At 55.7% G+C, this 18,221-nt stretch carries 22 protein-coding genes and 1 other RNA gene; 12 read left to right on the plus strand and 11 right to left on the minus strand.

Annotated features, from left to right (window positions below; genetic code table 11):
• Window positions 1–47 precede the first annotated feature (47 nt).
• Genes ACXADJ_RS16030 through ACXADJ_RS16045 form a run of 4 tightly spaced genes read right to left on the minus strand, consistent with a single transcriptional unit; the run spans window position 48 to window position 4,859 of the window.
• Window positions 48–1,475, minus strand: coding sequence for an ABC transporter ATP-binding protein (locus ACXADJ_RS16030; RefSeq protein ID WP_475067772.1), 1,428 nt, complete (start codon window positions 1,473–1,475; stop codon window positions 48–50).
• The gene (locus ACXADJ_RS16035; RefSeq protein WP_475067774.1) at window positions 1,472–2,266 is read right to left on the minus strand and encodes an ABC transporter permease; all 795 of its coding nucleotides are present in this window, start codon (window positions 2,264–2,266) and stop codon (window positions 1,472–1,474) included. The genes ACXADJ_RS16030 and ACXADJ_RS16035 overlap by 4 nt, the downstream gene beginning before the upstream one ends.
• A complete protein-coding gene (locus tag ACXADJ_RS16040) occupies window positions 2,263–3,285 on the minus strand; it encodes an ABC transporter permease (protein WP_475067776.1) in 1,023 nt (340 codons plus the stop codon). The genes ACXADJ_RS16035 and ACXADJ_RS16040 overlap by 4 nt, the downstream gene beginning before the upstream one ends.
• Entirely contained in the window at window positions 3,282–4,859 is a 1,578-nt protein-coding gene (locus tag ACXADJ_RS16045; protein WP_475067778.1) for an ABC transporter substrate-binding protein, read from the minus strand. Before ACXADJ_RS16045 ends, ACXADJ_RS16040 begins: the two co-directional genes overlap by 4 nt.
• A 147-nt stretch (window positions 4,860–5,006) precedes the next feature.
• On the opposite strand from ACXADJ_RS16045, the gene ACXADJ_RS16050 reads away from it, so the two are divergent.
• The 9 genes from ACXADJ_RS16050 to ACXADJ_RS16090 all read left to right on the plus strand — a co-directional run bounded on the left by ACXADJ_RS16050 (window position 5,007) and on the right by ACXADJ_RS16090 (window position 9,312).
• Window positions 5,007–5,408, plus strand: a complete 402-nt coding sequence (locus tag ACXADJ_RS16050; protein WP_475067779.1) for a DUF423 domain-containing protein — start codon at window positions 5,007–5,009, stop codon at window positions 5,406–5,408.
• A gap of 89 nt (window positions 5,409–5,497) precedes the next feature.
• The gene (gene trmB / locus ACXADJ_RS16055) at window positions 5,498–6,220 is read left to right on the plus strand and encodes a tRNA (guanosine(46)-N7)-methyltransferase TrmB (protein WP_475068214.1); all 723 of its coding nucleotides are present in this window, start codon (window positions 5,498–5,500) and stop codon (window positions 6,218–6,220) included.
• Window positions 6,221–6,281: 61 nt separating this feature from the next.
• Complete coding sequence (locus ACXADJ_RS16060) at window positions 6,282–6,578, plus strand: PA4642 family protein (protein ID WP_475067782.1); 297 nt, start codon at window positions 6,282–6,284, stop codon at window positions 6,576–6,578.
• Between the two features lie 86 nt (window positions 6,579–6,664).
• Window positions 6,665–6,916: a DUF2164 domain-containing protein gene (locus ACXADJ_RS16065; protein ID WP_028292052.1), complete on the plus strand. Its 252-nt coding sequence runs from the start codon at window positions 6,665–6,667 to the stop codon at window positions 6,914–6,916.
• A gap of 24 nt (window positions 6,917–6,940) precedes the next feature.
• Complete coding sequence (locus ACXADJ_RS16070) at window positions 6,941–7,903, plus strand: DUF1444 domain-containing protein (RefSeq protein ID WP_475067784.1); 963 nt, start codon at window positions 6,941–6,943, stop codon at window positions 7,901–7,903.
• 142 nt (window positions 7,904–8,045) lie between these two features.
• Window positions 8,046–8,312 (plus strand): hypothetical protein, encoded by a 267-nt coding sequence (locus ACXADJ_RS16075; RefSeq protein WP_475067788.1) that lies wholly within the window; start codon window positions 8,046–8,048, stop codon window positions 8,310–8,312.
• Window positions 8,312–8,506, plus strand: a complete 195-nt coding sequence (locus tag ACXADJ_RS16080; protein WP_036533733.1) for a hypothetical protein — start codon at window positions 8,312–8,314, stop codon at window positions 8,504–8,506. The genes ACXADJ_RS16075 and ACXADJ_RS16080 overlap by 1 nt, the downstream gene beginning before the upstream one ends.
• A gap of 3 nt (window positions 8,507–8,509) precedes the next feature.
• On the plus strand, window positions 8,510–9,016 hold the full coding sequence (sodN, locus tag ACXADJ_RS16085; RefSeq protein ID WP_475067792.1) for a superoxide dismutase, Ni: 507 nt from the start codon (window positions 8,510–8,512) through the stop codon (window positions 9,014–9,016).
• On the plus strand, window positions 9,016–9,312 hold the full coding sequence (locus ACXADJ_RS16090; protein ID WP_475067794.1) for a S24/S26 family peptidase: 297 nt from the start codon (window positions 9,016–9,018) through the stop codon (window positions 9,310–9,312). The genes sodN and ACXADJ_RS16090 overlap by 1 nt, the downstream gene beginning before the upstream one ends.
• A gap of 62 nt (window positions 9,313–9,374) precedes the next feature.
• On the opposite strand, the gene ACXADJ_RS16095 is transcribed toward ACXADJ_RS16090, so the two are convergent.
• From ACXADJ_RS16095 to typA, 5 genes are all read right to left on the minus strand, one after another.
• The gene (locus ACXADJ_RS16095) at window positions 9,375–9,734 is read right to left on the minus strand and encodes a roadblock/LC7 domain-containing protein (protein ID WP_028292046.1); all 360 of its coding nucleotides are present in this window, start codon (window positions 9,732–9,734) and stop codon (window positions 9,375–9,377) included.
• 20 nt (window positions 9,735–9,754) lie between these two features.
• Window positions 9,755–10,177 (minus strand): roadblock/LC7 domain-containing protein, encoded by a 423-nt coding sequence (locus ACXADJ_RS16100; protein ID WP_028292045.1) that lies wholly within the window; start codon window positions 10,175–10,177, stop codon window positions 9,755–9,757.
• Window positions 10,170–10,706: a GTP-binding protein gene (locus ACXADJ_RS16105; RefSeq protein ID WP_028292044.1), complete on the minus strand. Its 537-nt coding sequence runs from the start codon at window positions 10,704–10,706 to the stop codon at window positions 10,170–10,172. Before ACXADJ_RS16105 ends, ACXADJ_RS16100 begins: the two co-directional genes overlap by 8 nt.
• A complete protein-coding gene (locus ACXADJ_RS16110) occupies window positions 10,706–11,647 on the minus strand; it encodes a hypothetical protein (RefSeq protein WP_028292043.1) in 942 nt (313 codons plus the stop codon). Before ACXADJ_RS16110 ends, ACXADJ_RS16105 begins: the two co-directional genes overlap by 1 nt.
• Window positions 11,648–11,979: 332 nt before the next feature.
• Window positions 11,980–13,794: a translational GTPase TypA gene (gene typA / locus ACXADJ_RS16115; RefSeq protein WP_475067800.1), complete on the minus strand. Its 1,815-nt coding sequence runs from the start codon at window positions 13,792–13,794 to the stop codon at window positions 11,980–11,982.
• A gap of 379 nt (window positions 13,795–14,173) precedes the next feature.
• Here typA and glnA point away from each other — a divergent pair, with 379 nt between their 5' ends.
• From glnA to ACXADJ_RS16130, 3 genes are all read left to right on the plus strand, one after another.
• Entirely contained in the window at window positions 14,174–15,580 is a 1,407-nt protein-coding gene (gene glnA, locus ACXADJ_RS16120) for a glutamate--ammonia ligase (RefSeq protein WP_028292041.1), read from the plus strand.
• A 239-nt stretch (window positions 15,581–15,819) separates the two neighbouring features.
• Window positions 15,820–16,785, plus strand: coding sequence for an alpha/beta hydrolase (locus ACXADJ_RS16125; protein ID WP_475067802.1), 966 nt, complete (start codon window positions 15,820–15,822; stop codon window positions 16,783–16,785).
• 488 nt (window positions 16,786–17,273) lie between these two features.
• Entirely contained in the window at window positions 17,274–17,402 is a 129-nt protein-coding gene (locus tag ACXADJ_RS16130; protein WP_281168000.1) for a hypothetical protein, read from the plus strand.
• A gap of 7 nt (window positions 17,403–17,409) precedes the next feature.
• Here the strand turns inward: ACXADJ_RS16130 and ACXADJ_RS16135 are convergent, their stop codons facing one another.
• Together ACXADJ_RS16135 and ssrS are read right to left on the minus strand one after the other, a co-directional pair.
• Complete coding sequence (locus tag ACXADJ_RS16135) at window positions 17,410–18,003, minus strand: 5-formyltetrahydrofolate cyclo-ligase (RefSeq protein WP_475067805.1); 594 nt, start codon at window positions 18,001–18,003, stop codon at window positions 17,410–17,412.
• Window positions 18,004–18,033: 30 nt separating this feature from the next.
• A non-coding RNA gene (gene ssrS / locus ACXADJ_RS16140) (6S RNA) lies at window positions 18,034–18,212 on the minus strand.
• Window positions 18,213–18,221: the final 9 nt, after the last annotated feature.

Here is an 18,221-nt window from a genome sequence, read left to right on the forward strand (position 1 = left end):
TAACAAGCAGCGGGAATTCTCTGCCAGTTCGTGATCCTGGCCAGGCGCTAGCCAACCGGGTGTAGCTGGCCTTCGCTCAGTTGCAATACCCGGTCGCAGCTGTGGCGCAGCTGGTCGAGGTCGTGGCTGATAAAGACCGCACTGCAATGGGCGGCGCGTAGGGCGCGGGTCATCAGTACGGTGACGTCGCGGGCGGTGACGGGGTCGAGTCTGGAGGTCGGCTCGTCGGCAATCAGCAGCTTGGGGCGCATCAACAGTGCGCGTAGCAGTGCGATGCGTTGCAGCTCGCCGCCACTGACTTCGTTTGACGGCCGTTCAAGCAGGCTGGCGTCCAGCGACAGCGCTTCAAGCAATGGATCGACCTGCTGGTGCTCGAGGCCATGCAGTTGAATCACGTCGTCGATCAGCTGACCCAGCGCCAAACCATCGGCGAACGCCGCTGGTGGTTGCTGATACAGCTTCAGCTTTTGCCAGCGTTTGACTCGGGTGTGCCAGTGAATGTCGCCCGCATCGGCACTGACCAGCCCCAACAGCACATCGCCAAGGGTGCTTTTGCCGCTGCCACTGTCGCCACACAAACCGAGGATTTCACCTTCGGCGAGTTGCAGGTTCAGGCTCTCGAACAGCTGACGGCCGCCCCGTTGCTTGCCCAGCCCTCGGGTTTTAAACAACAGCTTCGAAGGGGCTGGCACTGGTTGTTCAAACAAGCCGGTGGGCCAGTTCGACGGTGCGGCGGCAATCAACTGGCGGGCGTAGTCCGAGGTTGGATTGATCAGCACCTGCTCGGCGCTGCCGCGTTCCAGAATCTCACCCTTGCGCATCACGATGATGTCGCCGCCAAGCTGACGGGCAACGTCGACATCGTGGGTAATGGTCAGCAGGCCGTGGCGCTCTGGCGACTGTTCGATGTGTTGGCGCAGCAGTCGGCAAACATCGTTACGGCGGCTGGCATCGAGCCCTTTGGTGGGTTCGTCGGCCAGCACAATCTGTGCTCCAGCGGCGGTCGCAGCGGCGAACGCCAACCGTTGCGCCATACCACCGGACAGCTGTGAGGGAATCTTGTTGCCGTCATCGGCCAGCCCTAACGACTGTAAGCTTTCAGCACTGTGCTGTTGGCTTTGCTCTGGCGTGTGGTGCAGCACCAGTTGGTGTACTTCGCTGACTTGCTGTTGTGACACCATGGTGGGGTCCAGCGCACGGGCGGGCTCCTGCGGCAGCATCGCCAGCTGCTTGCCCCACAGTGCCTGCCGTTCACTGGTGTTCAGGCGCTGGCCCTGGATACAAACGTCGCCATCGCTGTGCAAACCATCGGGCAGCAGTCCCATGATGGCTTGCGCCAGCAGGCTTTTGCCGGAGCCGGTTTCTCCCAGAATAGTTAACGGACGACCTGTGTGCAGCGTCAGTTCGAGCGGTTGCATCAGAGTTTGATCAGCCGCTCGAATGGTGAGGCCAGAAACATCGATCAATGGGGTCATGACGGCTTACTCGCCAGCAGGTTGCAGCCCAGAATCAGCAGAAACAGGGCAACAAGCGGTTGTGCCAGCACCCAAGGGGCTTCGGCGTAATAGGGGAACAGTTCAACGATCATCAGCCCCAGTTCCGCTGTCGGTGGTTTTAGACCAACATAAACAAAGCCGGTGGCGGCCATTGCCAGCACCGCAGAGGCAGCACCAAAGGCCATCAGGGTGAACACCTGACTGGCCAGTCCCGGCCAGATATGGCGTTTGAACAGATACCAGCGGCCAAAGCCAAGCATACTGGAGGCCTGCAATTGCGGGCTTTGCATGCGCTGTTGGGTAATGGCCCGCACCAGTCGGAAATACTCCACCCACAAGGTGATGGCGATGCCGACGTACAGCATTACAAACGAGCCCGGCACGATGGCGGCAAACAGCAGCACCAGCACCAGCCCCGGCAGTGCCAGTACGGTGGTGACCAGAAAATTCAGTGCCTTGTCGGTCCAGCCGCCGCGCCAGCCCGCAACAACCCCGAGGCCAATGCCCAGACTGGCGGCGGTGACCACACACATAACGGCCAGCAGCAGCGACAGCCGCACCGCTTCGCCCATGCGGGCCAGATTACTGCGGCCAAACTGATCGGTGCCTAACCAGTGTTCGTCCGAGGGCGCGAGAAAGCGGTTCATCAACTGTTGGCGGGCCGGGTCGGCACTGCCAAACAGGCCCTCCAGCACGGCAAACAGTACCAGCGTCAGCAGAATGGCTGCGCCGAGCCATTGGCGGCGAGTGAGCGTGTTGATAAGCTTCACAAGCTGGCCTCCTGTGCCGTTTTTTTGCTGGTGGAGTTGATGGGCGAAGTGCTGCTGGATGTGCTGGCAGAAAGTTGCAAACGTGGGTCCAGCCACAGGCAAATGGCATCGACCAGTGCATTGATCGCCACAAACAGCATGCCCATCAGCAGCGCGGCCCCCTGAATCATGGGCACGTCACGAGAGAAAATGGCGTGTGACAGCGCGTGGCCAATGCCGGGCCAGGCGAACAGGCTTTCGATCATGATCACGCCTTCGATCAGCATCACGGTCTGAATTCCCAGATAGGCCACCACCGGCATCGAAATATTGCGCACGCCGTGTTGCACAAAAGTGTGCCAGCGGCTCAGCCCCTTGACCTGGGCAAACTGGTAATAGGCCGAGCGGGTGACGTCGACGGTGCTGTTACGAATGATGCGGCTGGATACTGCGGCCATGCAGATGCCCAACGTCAGGGCGGGCAATATCAGGTGCTTCAGTTCCCCAAAGCCCGCCACCGGCAGCCATTGGATGTTCATGGCTAGCAGGAAAATCAGCAGCAGGCCGACGCTGAACACCGGCTGCGCCCGGATCAGGGTCGAGGCCAGCAAGCTCAGATGGTCAGCGCCGCGGTTGGCCTTGAAGCCCGCCAACAAGCCAATCGGAATGGCCAGCAGCAGCGAGACCAATAGCCCGGCAAACACCAGTGCAAGGGTGTAGCTGAGTTGGTGTTGCAGGTTGTGAATCACCGGATCACCACTGACCAGACTGTTACCCAGATTCAGTTGCACCAGTTCCAGCAGCCAGTTCAGATAGTGCTGCCAGGCCGGTACATCCAGCCCCAGCTCCTGTCGCACCGAGGCTGCAGCGGCGGTGGTAATGGCGTCGTCGCCGTAGCGTTCGGCGGCAATCCGGTAAGCCATATCGCCGGGCAGGCTGCGCACCAGCACAAAGGTAATGGTGCCAATGGCCCAGGCCATCAACAGCAGTTGCAGCAAACGACGCAGCAGCAGGTTACGGATGGCGGCTGCGGGCATCATGGCTGCGGCTCGGCTTGCAGCTGCATGTCGCTGATATGGAATGAGCGTTCGTAAGGATCAAAGCGGAAGCCTTGCACCCGGTCGCTGATGCCGGTTTGCTGCTGATAGAAGGTCACCGGGATCATGGGCAGTTGCGTCGCCAGCATGGCCGCAGCCTGTTGCGCTTGCTGGTGGAACGGGCTCGGGTCTTGTTCGGTCTTCATCTGTTGCAGCAGCGCAAACAGCGGTGGGTAATCCCAGTTCATTGGCCCCCAGTCGCCGCCATTGGCATCGGCAAAGTCTTTTAACATCACACTGAGTGTGTCCGGCACCGAGGCAAAGTTGCGCGCCATCAGCGCGGTTTGCAGCTCGCCACTGTGATGACCGGCAGGAATTGCACTGGAGTTATCGACCAGCACGTTCACTTGCACGCCAATATCGGCCCACTGGGCCTGAATGGCGGTGGCAATGGTGATCAGCTCCGGGCGGTTGGCGTATGTCACCATGTCCAGTTGCAGCGGTTTGCCTTCAAACAGGCGGAATTGGCTGCCCGCAGGCCAGCTGAAACCAAGCTGGTCGAGCAGCTGGTTGGCGGTGGTCAGATCGCGTTGTGGCTGCGGCAGGTTAGGGTTGTACCAGTCGCCCATGGCCGGGCCGAACAGTTGGTTGGCGGCACTGCCGGGTACCCGCAAGATGCCCATGGCGATGCCCTCTCGGTCGATCGCCAGACTCAGTGCCCGGCGACCTTCAACGTGGGTCAGTAACGGCAAGGCGGTGTTCAGTTTGATGGCAATGGTGCGTGGAATCGCCACGCTGCTGACGTGTACGCCTTCGCTATGGCTGAGCATGTCCATGCTGGCCGGGTCGAGGTTGTAGACGATGTCGGCCTGGCCGTTTTGCAGCATCAGGGCACGGGTTTCCGAGCGGTGGCCGGTGATGTAGTCGGCGCTGGCAATGGCTGGTTTTGCACCCCAGTAGCCATCAAAGCGCCGGGTTTGCAGCCGGTGCGGCAAGCTCAGTTCAGCAACCTGATAAGGACCGGTGGCAATCACCTGTTCGACGTGGTGGTCGTCGCCCTGATAGGACGCTGGTGCCAGAATGGCGGTGGAGTAATTGGCCAGCACGGCGGCCATTGGCCGATAAGGCTCGCTGAGCGTGATCACCAGCTCATTGGTCGCCGCCGAGGCATTGATGGACTCAATCGGCAAACCATTCAATGGCCCGGGTTTCTGGTGGGCAATGCGCAGACTGTTAACCACGCTTGCCAGCGTCATCGGTGTGCCGTCATGAAAGCGGACGTTCGGGCGAATCTGAAAGCGCCACTCGGTGAGGTCGTCGGAGTACTGCCAATCGGTCGCCAGTCCGGATTGCAGTTCGCCATGGCTGGAAACGTCCACCAAGGTTTCCAGCACCTGCATACGGGTGAACACATAACCCGCTTCGGACGGGTCCTGACTGACCATTTCAAACGGCCCGCTGATCACCAGTTCGGCATCCGATGAGGGAATGTCTTCGCCATCGCTGTCTAGCCAGTTAGCTAGCAGAGCGGTTGTGGTGAGAGTGGCGAGGGCGGCCACCAATAGGGATGTTTTCATGGTAAATAGTAACGATTATTAACAAAGGCTCACTTTACTGCAATGGGCCGAATTTGGGCAGTGTCATCAGAGCAAGGGTCTGTTCCTGACAGGTGACTGCTTTATAATGCGTCGCTTGTGTCCGACATATTCGCCACGGAATTTTCTATGCACGCCCGTACCACTCTGATGATCGCTGCCATTGCTGGCTTTCTTGCCGTTGCACTGGGGGCTTTTGGTGCCCATGGGCTGAAGAATCTGGTATCGGCGGATATGCTCAAGGTCTATCAGACCGGAGTGCAGTACCATTTGGTGCATGCGACGGTATTACTGGGGCTGGGTGTCTGGCAGGCGGTTAACCGTCAGGCCGCAGTGGCAACCTGGTTAAGCCGTGCGAGCTGGCTGATGATCATTGGCTTGCTGCTGTTCAGCGGCAGTTTGTATCTGCTGACCATAACCGGTATTCGCCCACTGGGCATCATTACGCCGTTTGGTGGCACCAGCTGGTTGGCTGGCTGGGTATGTGTGCTGCTGGCTGCGCGCCAACTGCCTCGGCAACAGAATTCTTAAACAAGTTATTTGGGTCAAAACACGTGACAGAACACGAATCCGCGAAGGATCAACAAGACATCACCACGGACGATCAAAACACCGAACAGCTGTCCGATACGGTGCCTGCCGATCAGGCCAGCGCCGCCGACAAGCCGGTATACCGTCGTGGTATCAAGAGCTTTGTGATTCGTGCCGGTCGTCTGACCAAGGGCCAGGAACTGGCGTTGGAGCGCAAGTGGGATGAATGGGGCGTGGAACTGACCGACGGTGCCATCGTGCCAACCGAGCTGTTTGGTCGTGATGCTCACACGGTGCTGGAAATCGGCTTCGGCATGGGTCAGTCGCTGGTGAAAATGGCTGAAACTGCCCCCGAGAAAAACTACTTCGGCGTTGAAGTACATCTGCCGGGCGTGGGCTCGGCGCTGAATCTGGCGGACGAAGCGGGCATTGAAAACCTGCGCGTCTCCAAAGACGATGCCATCGAAGTGCTGAAGCGTATTCCGGATGCAAGCATCGACACTGTGCAGTTGTTCTTCCCGGACCCATGGCACAAGAAGAAGCACCACAAGCGTCGTATTGTTCAGTCTGAATTTGCCCAGACTCTGCGTCGTATCCTCAAGCCGGGCGGCATTTTCCATATGGCCACCGACTGGGAAAACTACATGGAGCATATGCTCGAAGTGATGGACGCGGAAGAAGGCTACGAAAACATCGCAGGTCCGGGCCAGTGCGTTGAACGCCCGTCCGACCGTCCTTACACCAAGTTTGAAAAGCGTGGTGAAAACAAGGGTCACGGTGTTTGGGATATGAAGTACCGTAAGGTTTCCTGAGCAGAACTATCTGATTAACCCCACGACGCTGCCAACGCAGCGTCCGGCAAGGAGAGAGTCCATGCAAAAGAAAGACAAAGAAAAAGTATTTGGTGGCGACTGGACGGAAGCGCAGTTGAGCATGTTCCTGAACGTCAACAGCTACGATGGCGACTCAGCGGATTACGTGTCTGTGATCCGTGCTTACCGTCATATGGTGCCGGCGACCTTTGCCGATTACGTTGAGCTGTTCAAGACCAAGGGCCACGATCTGAACGCCACCAACCGCAACGGTGAGACCATTCTGGCTACCGTTAGCCAGCATGCCAAAGGCGCGGATTACGCCGCCATTCTGAAGGATGCTGGCGCTGCTGCCTGAGCTGTCAGACCCAGCTGACCCCCAAACGGCCAGTAGCAACTGGCCGTTTTTGTTTCAGCCAGGACGTTTTGTAAGGAAACGACTTCATGACCATTCAATTGAGCACTGCCGACCGGGCGGAGCTGATTCAGCGACTGAAACGCTATTTCAGCGATGAGTTGGACCGCGATCTCGGTAGCTTTGAAGCGGAGTTTTTACTCGACTTTATTGGCCGGGATATCGCGACGGCTTTTTATAATCAGGGCTTGCGCGATGCCGAAGCGGTGCTGCAAAGCAAGCTGATGGATATCTCTGACGAGTTGGCCGAGCTGGAGCAGTATCCGGCCAAACGTATCTGATCGGCCCCCATTCGGAACACCTTCATGTCTCATCGAAAATGCCCCCAATGTGGCACACCGCTGGATTTCCAGACCATGGTGATGGCGCTTAATCCTTTCTCCATGCCTTGTGGCGGTTGCCCGCAGAAAATTCATCCCAACCGTGCGGTGATGGCCGCTGTGTGTCTGGTGTTGCTGTTGGCGGTGTACGCCGTCTGGACCGGACTGGAGCAGTTGGGACTGAAATTCAGCCACATTGCGGTGCTGGTCTTCGCCGGCTTTCTGGGGCTGGAATATGTGCTGTATCTGGCGCTCGACCGTGGTTGGCTGGGCAGCAACCTGATTGCGGCCGAGCAGCCCGCTTTTGCCAAGAGTGTTGCCGACACCATGGCCGCACAGACTCGCTCTGAAACGGCTGCTGGTACGGAACCCACCGCTGAACAGCCCGCGCTATCGCCAGAGAGTGTGCTGCCGGTGATCAAAACCACCGCCTATCAGCAGTCCTTGCTGCAAGAGTTGGGTGCGTCGTCGGAGTCGTTGCCATGGTCGCAGCCTCTGGTAGGCGACCTGATTCTGACCTGGGCGATGGACCGCGACAGCGATCGCATTGCCGTTAGTCCGGCCAGCTTGTGCCAGTTTGGTCTCGATCGTCAGCTGACGCAGGCGTCTTTGGCAACGCAGGCGGAACGTAACGCGCTGGCGGCATTGCGGACCATTCGTCAGGGCCAGCATGGCGCCATCACGGCGCTGAGCTGTGACAACCATTTGATGGCATCGGCGTTGCTGTATCCGGAGTTATGGAACCAGCTTGAACAGCAAGCAGGAGACGAACTGGTGGTCGCGGTGCCACACCGTGATGAACTCTGGTACGTGGCGGCCAGTGATCATGATGCAGTGGATGCCTTGCGGGCAGAGCTGGCGGGCTATAGCGCCCCGGACAACCATGGTTTGTCCGGTTTGCTGTTTGTCCGGGAGGAAGGCGAGTGGGAGGTTTATAACGATCGTTAGAGGCTTTGCTTTTATCCCCCCTCTTCGGGTCATCCCTCTTTTGGGTCATGGAAGCACGTCGCGTTAATGACTGACAAAAGAAGCTTAACTCTTGCAGGTCTTAATGATAATGTTTCGCATTATGCTTTGTTGAGGTGCCAGTATGGATTGGAAAGCCGCAGCCGGACAAGGACGACGGGCGTTTCTGGAGCATCAGTATTTGCAGGCGTTGGGTCATCACCGCCAGGCGTTGCAGTTGGCTCTGGAAGGGGTTGAGGCGCTGATGCTGCGACAGGAAACGCTGGCGCTGTTGCGTCAGTTTGAAGACTTGCCTGCCGACGCGGCACTGTCGCCGTCAGCAGCAGCTTCGCTCAGCGGTGGTGCCGACAAAACACGATCGACTTCACCTTCACCCAAAGGATTTCACTGATGAAAAACGCATTGCTTGCAGGTTCTGCGCTGCTGCCATCCCTGGCACTGGCTCACCCTGGTCACGACCACGGTCACTGGATGAGCGGTTCCGTTCACGCCATCACCGCGGTTGCCATCGTTGCCGTTCTGGCCACTGGTGCCTGGTTCGTTCGTTCCCGTCTGGCCAGCCGTAAATCCAACGAGGAGAAATAAGTCATGCTGCACACGCTGATGTCAAAACTGGATACCTCGCTGGGCTTTGAAGAAGCTGCTGCTCACTGCGACATTCCTTGCAAAATCTACGATCCGTCCACTGCCCAGATCGCGGCATTGACTGTGATCCGTATGGTCGACCTGCTGGAAGAGCTGAAGTCTGCCGAGCTGAACGTCAACACCATCGCCAAGGTCAGCCGCCTGGTGAAGGAAAAAGAAGCTCACGGTCTGGTTGTGAAAGAAGAGATTCGTGTGATCTGGGGCGACTACATCAAGCAGCCGCAACTGGATCAATTCCCGCAACTGCATGAGCTGACGCATAAAATCATGCTGGCAGCGTCCAAGGCCAAGCAGGAAATCAACCGCGACGACGCCATGAAATTGTTGGAGCTGGTGAACGAGTTTGCCGAAATCTTCTGGGCCACCAAAGGTGTTTCTACCTTCCGTGCCAAGTGCCCGTATCTGCCAGAAGAGGTTGTGGTTTACCCACAGCTGACGCCGGAAGCCTGATGCTGAAGGTCGCCAGAGTCTCCGGACTCAGCATGTCGCCGGGCTTGATGCCCGGCGATTTTGTTTGGGCGCTACGCTGGCCGGTACGAGGCTATCGGCCGGGTCAGTGTGTGCTGGTTCGACATGCCGAGCTGGGATTGATTGTAAAGCGGATACAGGCGTGTGAGCCGGACGGGGTCTGGCTGCGGGGGGATTCGAGTATGAGCGACTCGCCACAGGCGATGGGTTTGCAAAGCTATGATCGTTTGCTGGGCAGGGTTATCTGGACGGTGAAAAAGTCGTCAGCGGCGCCCTGACGGCGGTTAACGACGCGGCATCAGGCCGCGCCGTCCCCGTAACGGTGTATGGCCGTTGGCGATCAGATGCTGAGGTTTTCTTCCGCAGACTTCAGTGCGCGACGGGCCAGAGCCAGGTTCGCCTTGCTGTTGGACAGCACGTAGTAAATGAACAGGCTACGGTCGGTGCTCATTGGGCGAATCAGGTGGTAGTGGTCGGTCAGGGTGATCAGGATATCGTCGATGTCCTGGTTCAGGCCCAGCATATCGATGGTTTTCAGCTTGGAACGAACCACTTCGGTGTTACCTGCTGCAGCAATTTCCATGTCCATGCCGCTACCGGCAGAACCCAGCAACATGCCGCTGCTGTGGTCAACCACGGCGGCGGCTTCGGCGCCGTCGATTTCCAGCAGTTTGCTCAGGGTTTCATTGATGTTTGCCATGTGTGTTTACCTCACGGGATTTAATTGTAGTTTTCGAGGATCGCCAGCACGTCGCTGACCACCTTGTTGAGTGACCACAGCGCAATGCCGTGGTTGGTTGATTGTTCAAAAGCACCCAGTAATACCACTTCATGGCGATTGCTCTTGAGTTGTTTGCACACCAGCAAACCCGCATTGGTTTCAATGATGCTGCCATTGGCAGCGGGTTTGTTGGATTGGCTGGCCAGACCATCGCTGATGCCGGCAAACGAGGCGGCCATGGCAGCCAGGCTGTCACGGTTGATGTTGCTGCCATCGCTGATGGTGTCGCACAGGGCATAGCCGTCGGATGTGGCCATCAGCAGAAACTCCATGCCGCTGCTGCCCTTGGTGGCTGATTTCAACGCCTCGCGGAATGCTGCCTTGAGGGTGTTGGAGTTCAACGGGTTGGATGAATCAGTCATCGATGGATATCTCAATTTCCAGATTGGCGATCAGAATGTTAAGGGCCAGTACCAGCTCGTCGTGAAAGCGTGGATCGGTGGTCAGTAGTGGCAAGCAGTAACCTTGCTGGTCGAGCAGCTCGGCCAGTTCGTCATGTTGTTCATCGGTGATGCGATTGGCAGCCACCAGAATGCTGTTGCTTTTGGCCAGCATGTCGAACGCCTTGATGAAGTACAGGGTGTCCTGCTGCCAGTTGGGTTGTGATGCGTTGACCAGCAGGATCGCACCAATGGCCCCTTTGGCCACCACAGGCCAGACAGGTTCAAAGTGTTTCTGGCCGGGGATTCCGTACAAATGAATGCGCTGGTTGTCGTCCAACTGAATGGCACCGTAGTCCATGGCAACGGTGGTGGTTTCCTTGTTGAACATTTCCTTGTTGGAGTTCTGTACCTCGGTGCTGGCAGCAACATCGTCGCTGAGCGTCTGGATTGCGGTGGTTTTACCCGCACCCATAGGACCGATGAAGAGCACCTTGTTTTGTATCTGCATTATGAGAACGCCATCTTGAGTCGTTTGCGAAGGCTCGACAGCAACGAAAGCTGTTTACCTTGCTGTTCATTAGGGCTGGCCGCCAAACGCGCCTGTGCGCCGCGTATGCGGGTGTCCGTGATACGCAGCCCAACGGTGGTGCAGGCTTTCAGAAACCGGATAACAGCACCGGGTTCAATCTTTAACAGCGTAGCCGCTTCCTGAATGGACAGTGGGCGTTTGGTAAAGGCAGCACTCAGGCGCAGTACATTATCACCGGTGCGCAACCACTTGAAATCCGGCCACTGACCAAGGCTGTAACGGCGCTGCTCCCACTGAGACAGGTCACTGGCGGGCAAGTCGGCTTCCAGCTCCAGATCCCACAGCAAAGCGATCAGCGGGTACTTGTGTGGCAGCTGGGTAGCGTTGTCGACAGCGTTGCCGATTTCAATGTGTTTGTTCTTACGCAGGGCATCACCAAGGGCGCTGACCGGCAAGCGCGAATATATAAAGGTGCGTCGGTTTTCTTCTGTCAGGGCTGCCAGCAGTTGGTTGTTTAACTGGTATATGGCGTTGCCGGATTTGAGTGCCGTCAGCTTTTTAATCAGGGCTGCGGTCTCATTGGTGGTGGCCGTGCCGGACTGGGCAGCAGAATTATTATTAATAATCTTTTCGGTTTGCTGAACGATATCCAATAAGCCGAATATCCGCAGTGGCCATTCTGCGTCTATATAGTGTGTTTGGCGCGATTCGGAATTCTTGTCGACCGGTTTATATAAACGAACCTGAACCGCCTGGGTGCCTTTGTGACACGGCTTCTTTGCCAACAGCAAGGCAGCCTCCGTCGTCTCGCCAGCGTACATCCACTGGCAAGCCACTTTGGAATCAATAACCTTGAGCTGTTCTTGTATCAGTTTTCGCTCATACGGACTAAAACCGTATGTACCCAGAATAAGTGCCATCAGTCGTCCCATTGAATCTGCAAGTTGATATTAGGAGAACATCGCCGTATTGGCAAATATATTGTTTTTTAGTGTAAATATAAGTTGGACTTTCGATAATATGAACAGAGGTTCTTGTATATTGTGTGAATGTTTATATTTGGATTGTCATACAATATGTAAATGACAATTATATTTATTAAAGGTTCGTTTCATTAATTTATGAGGTGGTATATCTATTAATTGGATTTTTCCACTATTGATGATTTTCGGGCAATAAAAAACCACCGCCCGGAACTCCGGAGCGGCGGTTTAACGGTTTCATCCAGTGCGCCATATTGGCGCGGATGTCATCAGGATTTTTTCGGCTTGGAACGCTTACGCTCGGTCTCAGTCAGCAGCTTCTTGCGCAGACGGATGCTTTCCGGCGTTACTTCCACCAATTCATCGTCTTCGATGAATTCCAGAGCCTGTTCCAGCGTGTGACGGGTTGGTGGCGTCAGGGTCAGGGCTTCGTCGGTGCCGGAAGCACGGACGTTGGTCAGCTGCTTGGCCTTGGTCGGGTTAACCACCAGGTCGTTATCACGGCTGTGCAGGCCGACGATCATGCCTTCGTAGACTTCGGTCTGAGGACCGATGAACAGACGACCACGATCCTGCAAGGTGAACAGGGCGTATGCCAGTGCCTTACCTGGAGTCATGGAAACCAGTACGCCGTTGTGACGGGTAGAACCCAGGCTGGCTTGTACCGGACCGTAGTGATCGAACACGCTGGTCAGAATACCGGAGCCTGAGGTCAGGGTCAGGAACAGGCCACGGAAGCCAATCAGACCACGGGCAGGTGCCATGAATTCCAGACGAATACGGCCTTTGCCATCCGGGATCATGTTGGTCATTTCAGCACGACGGTTGCCCATCTCTTCCATGATCGAACCCTGATGTTCTTCTTCAACGTCGATCATGACCTGCTCGTATGGCTCTTGCAGTTCACCGTCGACTTCTTTCTGAACCACTTCAGGCTTACCGATGGCCATTTCGAAGCCTTCACGGCGCATGGTCTCGATCAGTACCGACAGGTGAAGTTCACCACGGCCGGATACCTTGAATTTCTCAGGGGTTTCGCCTTGCTCAACACGCAGGGCCACGTTGTGGATCAGTTCCTGATCCAGACGGTCCTTGATGTTGCGGGAAGTAACGAACTTGCCTTCTTTACCAGCGAACGGAGAGTCGTTCACCTGGAAGGTCATGGAAACGGTTGGCTCGTCCACGCTCAGAGCTGGCAGGGCTTCAACACTGCCCACGGCACACAGGGTGTCGGAGATGTTCAGGCCGTCGATACCGGAGATACAAACGATGTCACCAGCGGTCGCTTCAGCAACATCAACACGGTTCAGGCCGTGGAAACCTTTCACCTGCTGGATACGGCCCTTACGAACATTGCCTTCGCGGGTGATCAGCTGGATGTCAGTGCCTGGTTTCAGCTTGCCGCGGGTAATACGGCCAACACCAATAACGCCAACGAAGCTGTCGTAGTCCAGTGCAGATACCTGCATCTGGAAAGGACCGTCGATTTCAACGGCAGGCGCTTCAACGTGGTCAACGATCATCTGGAACAGTGGAGACATATCGTCAGCCATGTTCTCTGGGTCGTCGCCGGCAATACCGTTCAGAGCGGAGGCGTAGATAACCGGGAAGTCGAGCTGTTCTTCGGTGGCGCCAAGGCGGTCGAACAGATCGAAGATTTCATCCATAACCCAATCAGGGCGAGCACCCGGGCGGTCGATCTTGTTGATAACAACGATCGGCTTCAGGCCACGCTCAAATGCTTTCTGGGTTACGAAACGGGTCTGCGGCATTGGGCCGTCAACGGCATCAACCAGCAGACACACGGAATCAACCATGGACATAACACGTTCAACTTCGCCACCAAAGTCGGCGTGCCCAGGGGTGTCGACAATATTGATACGGTAGTCATTCCATTTGATGGCGGTGTTCTTCGCCAGAATGGTAATACCACGTTCTTTTTCCTGGTCGTTCGAGTCCATGACTCGCTCGCCACCCTGATTGCGATCCAGCGTACCGGACTGTTCCAGCAGCTTGTCGACCAGTGTGGTTTTACCATGGTCAACGTGGGCAATGATGGCGATGTTTCTTAAATTGTCGATCACACTGATATGCCTTGGTTAAAGTTTGTACAAATTGGCGGGCGATTATACCCGAAGTCGCGGCTCACTACATGACAATTTGAATTTGTTCTGGAGCGCCATTTTTGTGCCTTACCATTCCTGAAATGAGGCGCTTGAACCTATAATGGGCACGCTGCCTAAGAGCAGTCAGATATCTGAAAAATAGAGCACCAATATGGTGCATAAAAGGTAATCTGGCACCCATATAGTGCAAAATGATAATGGTGGGCTGCCGAATAGCCTGAATTTCCGCGGATGCAAGGCGGATATGGAGTGGCACGGCTCTTGCTCTATCGTTGGGCAAGGTAAACCGGGGTAGGACCCCTTTATCGGAATTGAACCTGCATCTGGAGATAACAAAATGTCAGAGAACACTCTGAATCTGATCAAAGAGAACGACGTTAAGTGGGTTGACTTGCGTTTCACCGACACCAAAGGTAAGGAACAGCACGTTTCCATCCCTGCTTCTTACGTTGATGAAGAGTTCTTCGAAACCGGCCAAATGTTCGATGGTTCTTCTATCGCTGGTTGGAAAGGTATCAACGAGTCTGACATGATCCTGATGCCGGACGATTCCACTCCGTTCCTGGACCCGTTCACTGAAGACGCTACTCTGGTTCTGCGTTGTGACATCATCGAGCCAAGCACCATGCAAGGTTACGAGCGTGACCCACGTTCCGTTGCCAAGCGCGCTGAAGCCTTCCTGCAGTCCACTGGTCTGGGCGACACTGCTTTCTTCGGTCCTGAGCCAGAATTCTTCATGTTCGACGACGTACGTTGGGGTCAGGACATGCAGGGTTCTTTCAGCAAGATCAACTCTGACGAAGGTGCATGGGCCACTGCTTCCAAAGTAGAAGGCGGCAACCTGGGTCACCGTCCACGCGTTAAAGGCGGTTACTTCCCGGTTCCACCAGTTGACTCTCACCACGACATCCGTGCTGCCATGTGTAACACCATGGAAGCGATTGGTCTGGACGTAGAAGTCCACCACCACGAAGTGGCTAACGCTGGTCAGAACGAAATCGGCGTTAAGTTCAACACTCTGGTTAAGAAAGCTGACGAAGTGCAGATGCTGAAGTACGTTGTTCACAACGTTGCTGCTGCATACGGCAAGACTGCTACCTTCATGCCTAAGCCAATCGTTGGCGACAACGGTTCCGGTATGCACGTTCACCAGTCCTTCTGGAAAGACGGCGAAAACCAGTTCGCTGGCGACGGCTACGCTGGCCTGTCTGAAACTGCCCTGTACTACATCGGCGGTATCATCAAGCACGCTAAAGCCCTGAACGCGTTCACCAACCCATCCACTAACAGCTACAAGCGTCTGATCCCAGGCTTTGAAGCTCCAGTGATGCTGGCATACTCTGCCCGTAACCGTTCCGCTTCTATCCGTATTCCTTACGTTGCTTCCCCTAAAGGCAAGCGTATCGAAGCACGTTTCCCTGACCCAATGGCGAACCCATACCTGTGCTTCGCTGCCATGCTGATGGCTGGTCTGGACGGCGTTAAGAACAAGATCCACCCTGGCGATGCGGCTGACAAAGACCTGTACGACCTGCCAGCTGAAGAAGCTGCTCAGATCCCTCAGGTTTGTGGCTCCCTGCGTGAAGCGCTGGAAAGCCTGAAAGCCGACATGGGCTTCCTGACTGAAGGTGGCGTGTTCACTGAAGACATGATCGAAGCTTACATCGACCTGAAGATGGAAGATGTGTACCGTCTGGAACACACTACCTCTCCAGTAGAGTTCGACATGTACTACTCCCTGTAATCTTCGGATTACTTCAGAGTATGGAAAAGGGCGCTTCGGCGCCCTTTTTTGTATCTACGAAATTTGAAATCTGGCTGGGCAGTTATGCAGGTTGGGCTGAGCCCAATGATTGCTGGGCGGGGCCCAGCCTACGATCGTGTGCCGACACCCGATCGTTCCACGCCGGACCCGACAGCACTTGCTGTTTACGCTGACCACCTCCAAACTAACGGTCATTCACCCGATGTTCGGAGCTTGTCTTGAAACCTCAGTACCGCTGGGACCCTTGGCCTCTTAAACGCAGCCTGTTGGAGTTGTCTGACGATGTTGCTGCGGATGCTGGCCCGCTTTTGGCCGATTACCGCGCCTATTACGGTTTGCCGGAACCGGCAGGGACGCATCGTATGTACAAGATGATGCTGGAAGGGTTCGAGCTGGCGGTGCAGCAGTGGCGGACGCCCAACGCCCGCGGCAATTTGCTGATGGTGCATGGCTACTACGATCACGTGGGCTTGTACGGCAACCTGATTGAGTTTGCCCAACAGCAGCAATTGAACATCCTCACATTCGACTTGCCGGGCCACGGCCTGTCGTCTGGCGAGCCTGCCACCATTGATGACTTTGATACCTACCAGCGGGTGTTTGACGCCTTGTTGCAGCACGGTCAGGGCATCTGGGCCGACTTACCCTGGATTGTTGCCGGTCAGAGCACGGGTGGTGCCACGCTGACCACCTGGCTGATGACTCATCGGCCTGAGGTCGACCATTCCATCGTCAAGGATGTCTGGCTGCTGGCACCGTTGCTGCGACCGACGGGTTGGAACAGTGGACGCTGGGTGCATTCGGTTGCCCGTTTCTTTATCAAGCGCCTCAGACGACGTTTTACGCTGGATGGGAATAACCGTCCGTTCTTTGAATTTGTCGCCCGTCACGACCCGTTACAGGCCTCTCATTTGAGTGTGCAATGGGTGACGGCGTTGAAGCGCTGGATTGGCTGGATGGAACACCAGCCTGCGTTGGAATTCCCGATGCTGATGATTCAGGGCACGGCCGATAACACCGTCGAGGGACGTCACAACCTGCGTGAATATCAGCGTCTGTTTCCGTCCATGGCGGTCGAAATCATCATCGATGGCCAGCACCATCTGGTGAACGAAACCCCAGAACGGCTGGATCATATCTTCAGGGTGCTGCAACGGCGCCTGAAGGGCATTCTGACGTCTTGAGGGTGATACCTGCCCCACTCTGGCTATCTGTTCTTTCTGTTGTTTCTCCCAATCGACATCGGTGTGAGGCCCTTAAGCCTCGCACCAGTTCGGCGCAAGTCGTTGTCCCTGATTGTTCTGTGAAGGTGCTTTGTAAAGTTTTTTGCTCAAAGCACCAAAAGTGAACTTTTTGCTTGGATTTTATCTATAGCTGACCTGAAATTGCCCTTGTTCCAATGGCTTGCGAGGCATAATCTATTTTGCGTCAAAAACACCACGGGCTTTCTGTGTGTTTTTTGTACGCAAATAATAAGAAAAATTGATCCGGATTAACGCCGAATCGTGGCCATCGTGACCTAATATTGTGCATTCGTTGCCGAGTCATTTGAAAGTCACAAAATGTGACTAAAGTGGCAGAAAAATTGCTGCTGGTAACAGCAAAATATAACAGGTTGTAGGTTTTGTCGGACAACCGGACAAAGTAGAGCTTAAGCTGGAGTCACTTTACGATGAAAAAGCCAGATTTACTGGTGTTCGTTGGCATGATCGTTCTTTTGGGGGCCGCGTTAACCGGCATGACGATCGATGAAGAGCAACGTCCATCACAGGCACTGGCTTCCGAGAGCACCATTCGCTGAACCCCGGTCACACTGGTGACTGGTTGAACGTTCGCAAGGTTACATCGGTAGCAATTGCGGATAATGGAATATCCCAGGCTTCTGCAGGAATCGCAGAAAGACATTGAAACTCGTGGGCGCAACCGATCAACCTGGGCTTTTTGCCCGGCTTGCGGGTGAACGCCAACGTGCGGTCGTAAAAGCCACCCCCCATTCCCAGACGGTTACCCTGTTGGTCGAAGGCCACCAGGGGCATAAACACCGTATCCAAAAAGCGTGGATGAATGCGCTTGCCATAGCGGAAATCCGGTTCGGGAATACCGAAGCGGTTTTTGATCATGCGTGTCTGGCGGTTATACGACACAAAGGCCAGTGCGCCTTTTCTGAGCGGGTGCAGGGTTGGCAGATACACCGTCTTACCCATCCGCTGGAGCTGGTCGATCAGTTGCCGGGGATCAATCTCGCCATCATTGACCAGATACAGCGCCAGTCGCTGGCTATTCAGTAATACACCGGAGGTCAGCGCGCTGCGTTTCAGTCCACGGCCTGCCTGAACGCGTTGGGTTGGTGTCAGGGCACGACGCATCTTGCGCATCTGTTTGCGAATACGGGTCTTGTCCATAAGGGCTCGGGAATCGGCAGAAAATAAGGTAGGAACCCCACTGCACCGCTGTCGGAAAAAGCCCTTGAACCCAATGGTTCAAGGTGGAGCGCCCATCACTGAATAAGGCTTTCCGACAAGCGGACATGCACACAACAGCGAGTGAAGCACCCCTGGGTAATGGACATCGGCTCGAGGTCTTTATCGACTGGCGGATGCAGCAGGGAGTTTTTAGAGTA

It is taken from the genome of Oceanobacter sp. ABM4_470 (genome assembly GCF_056158645.1).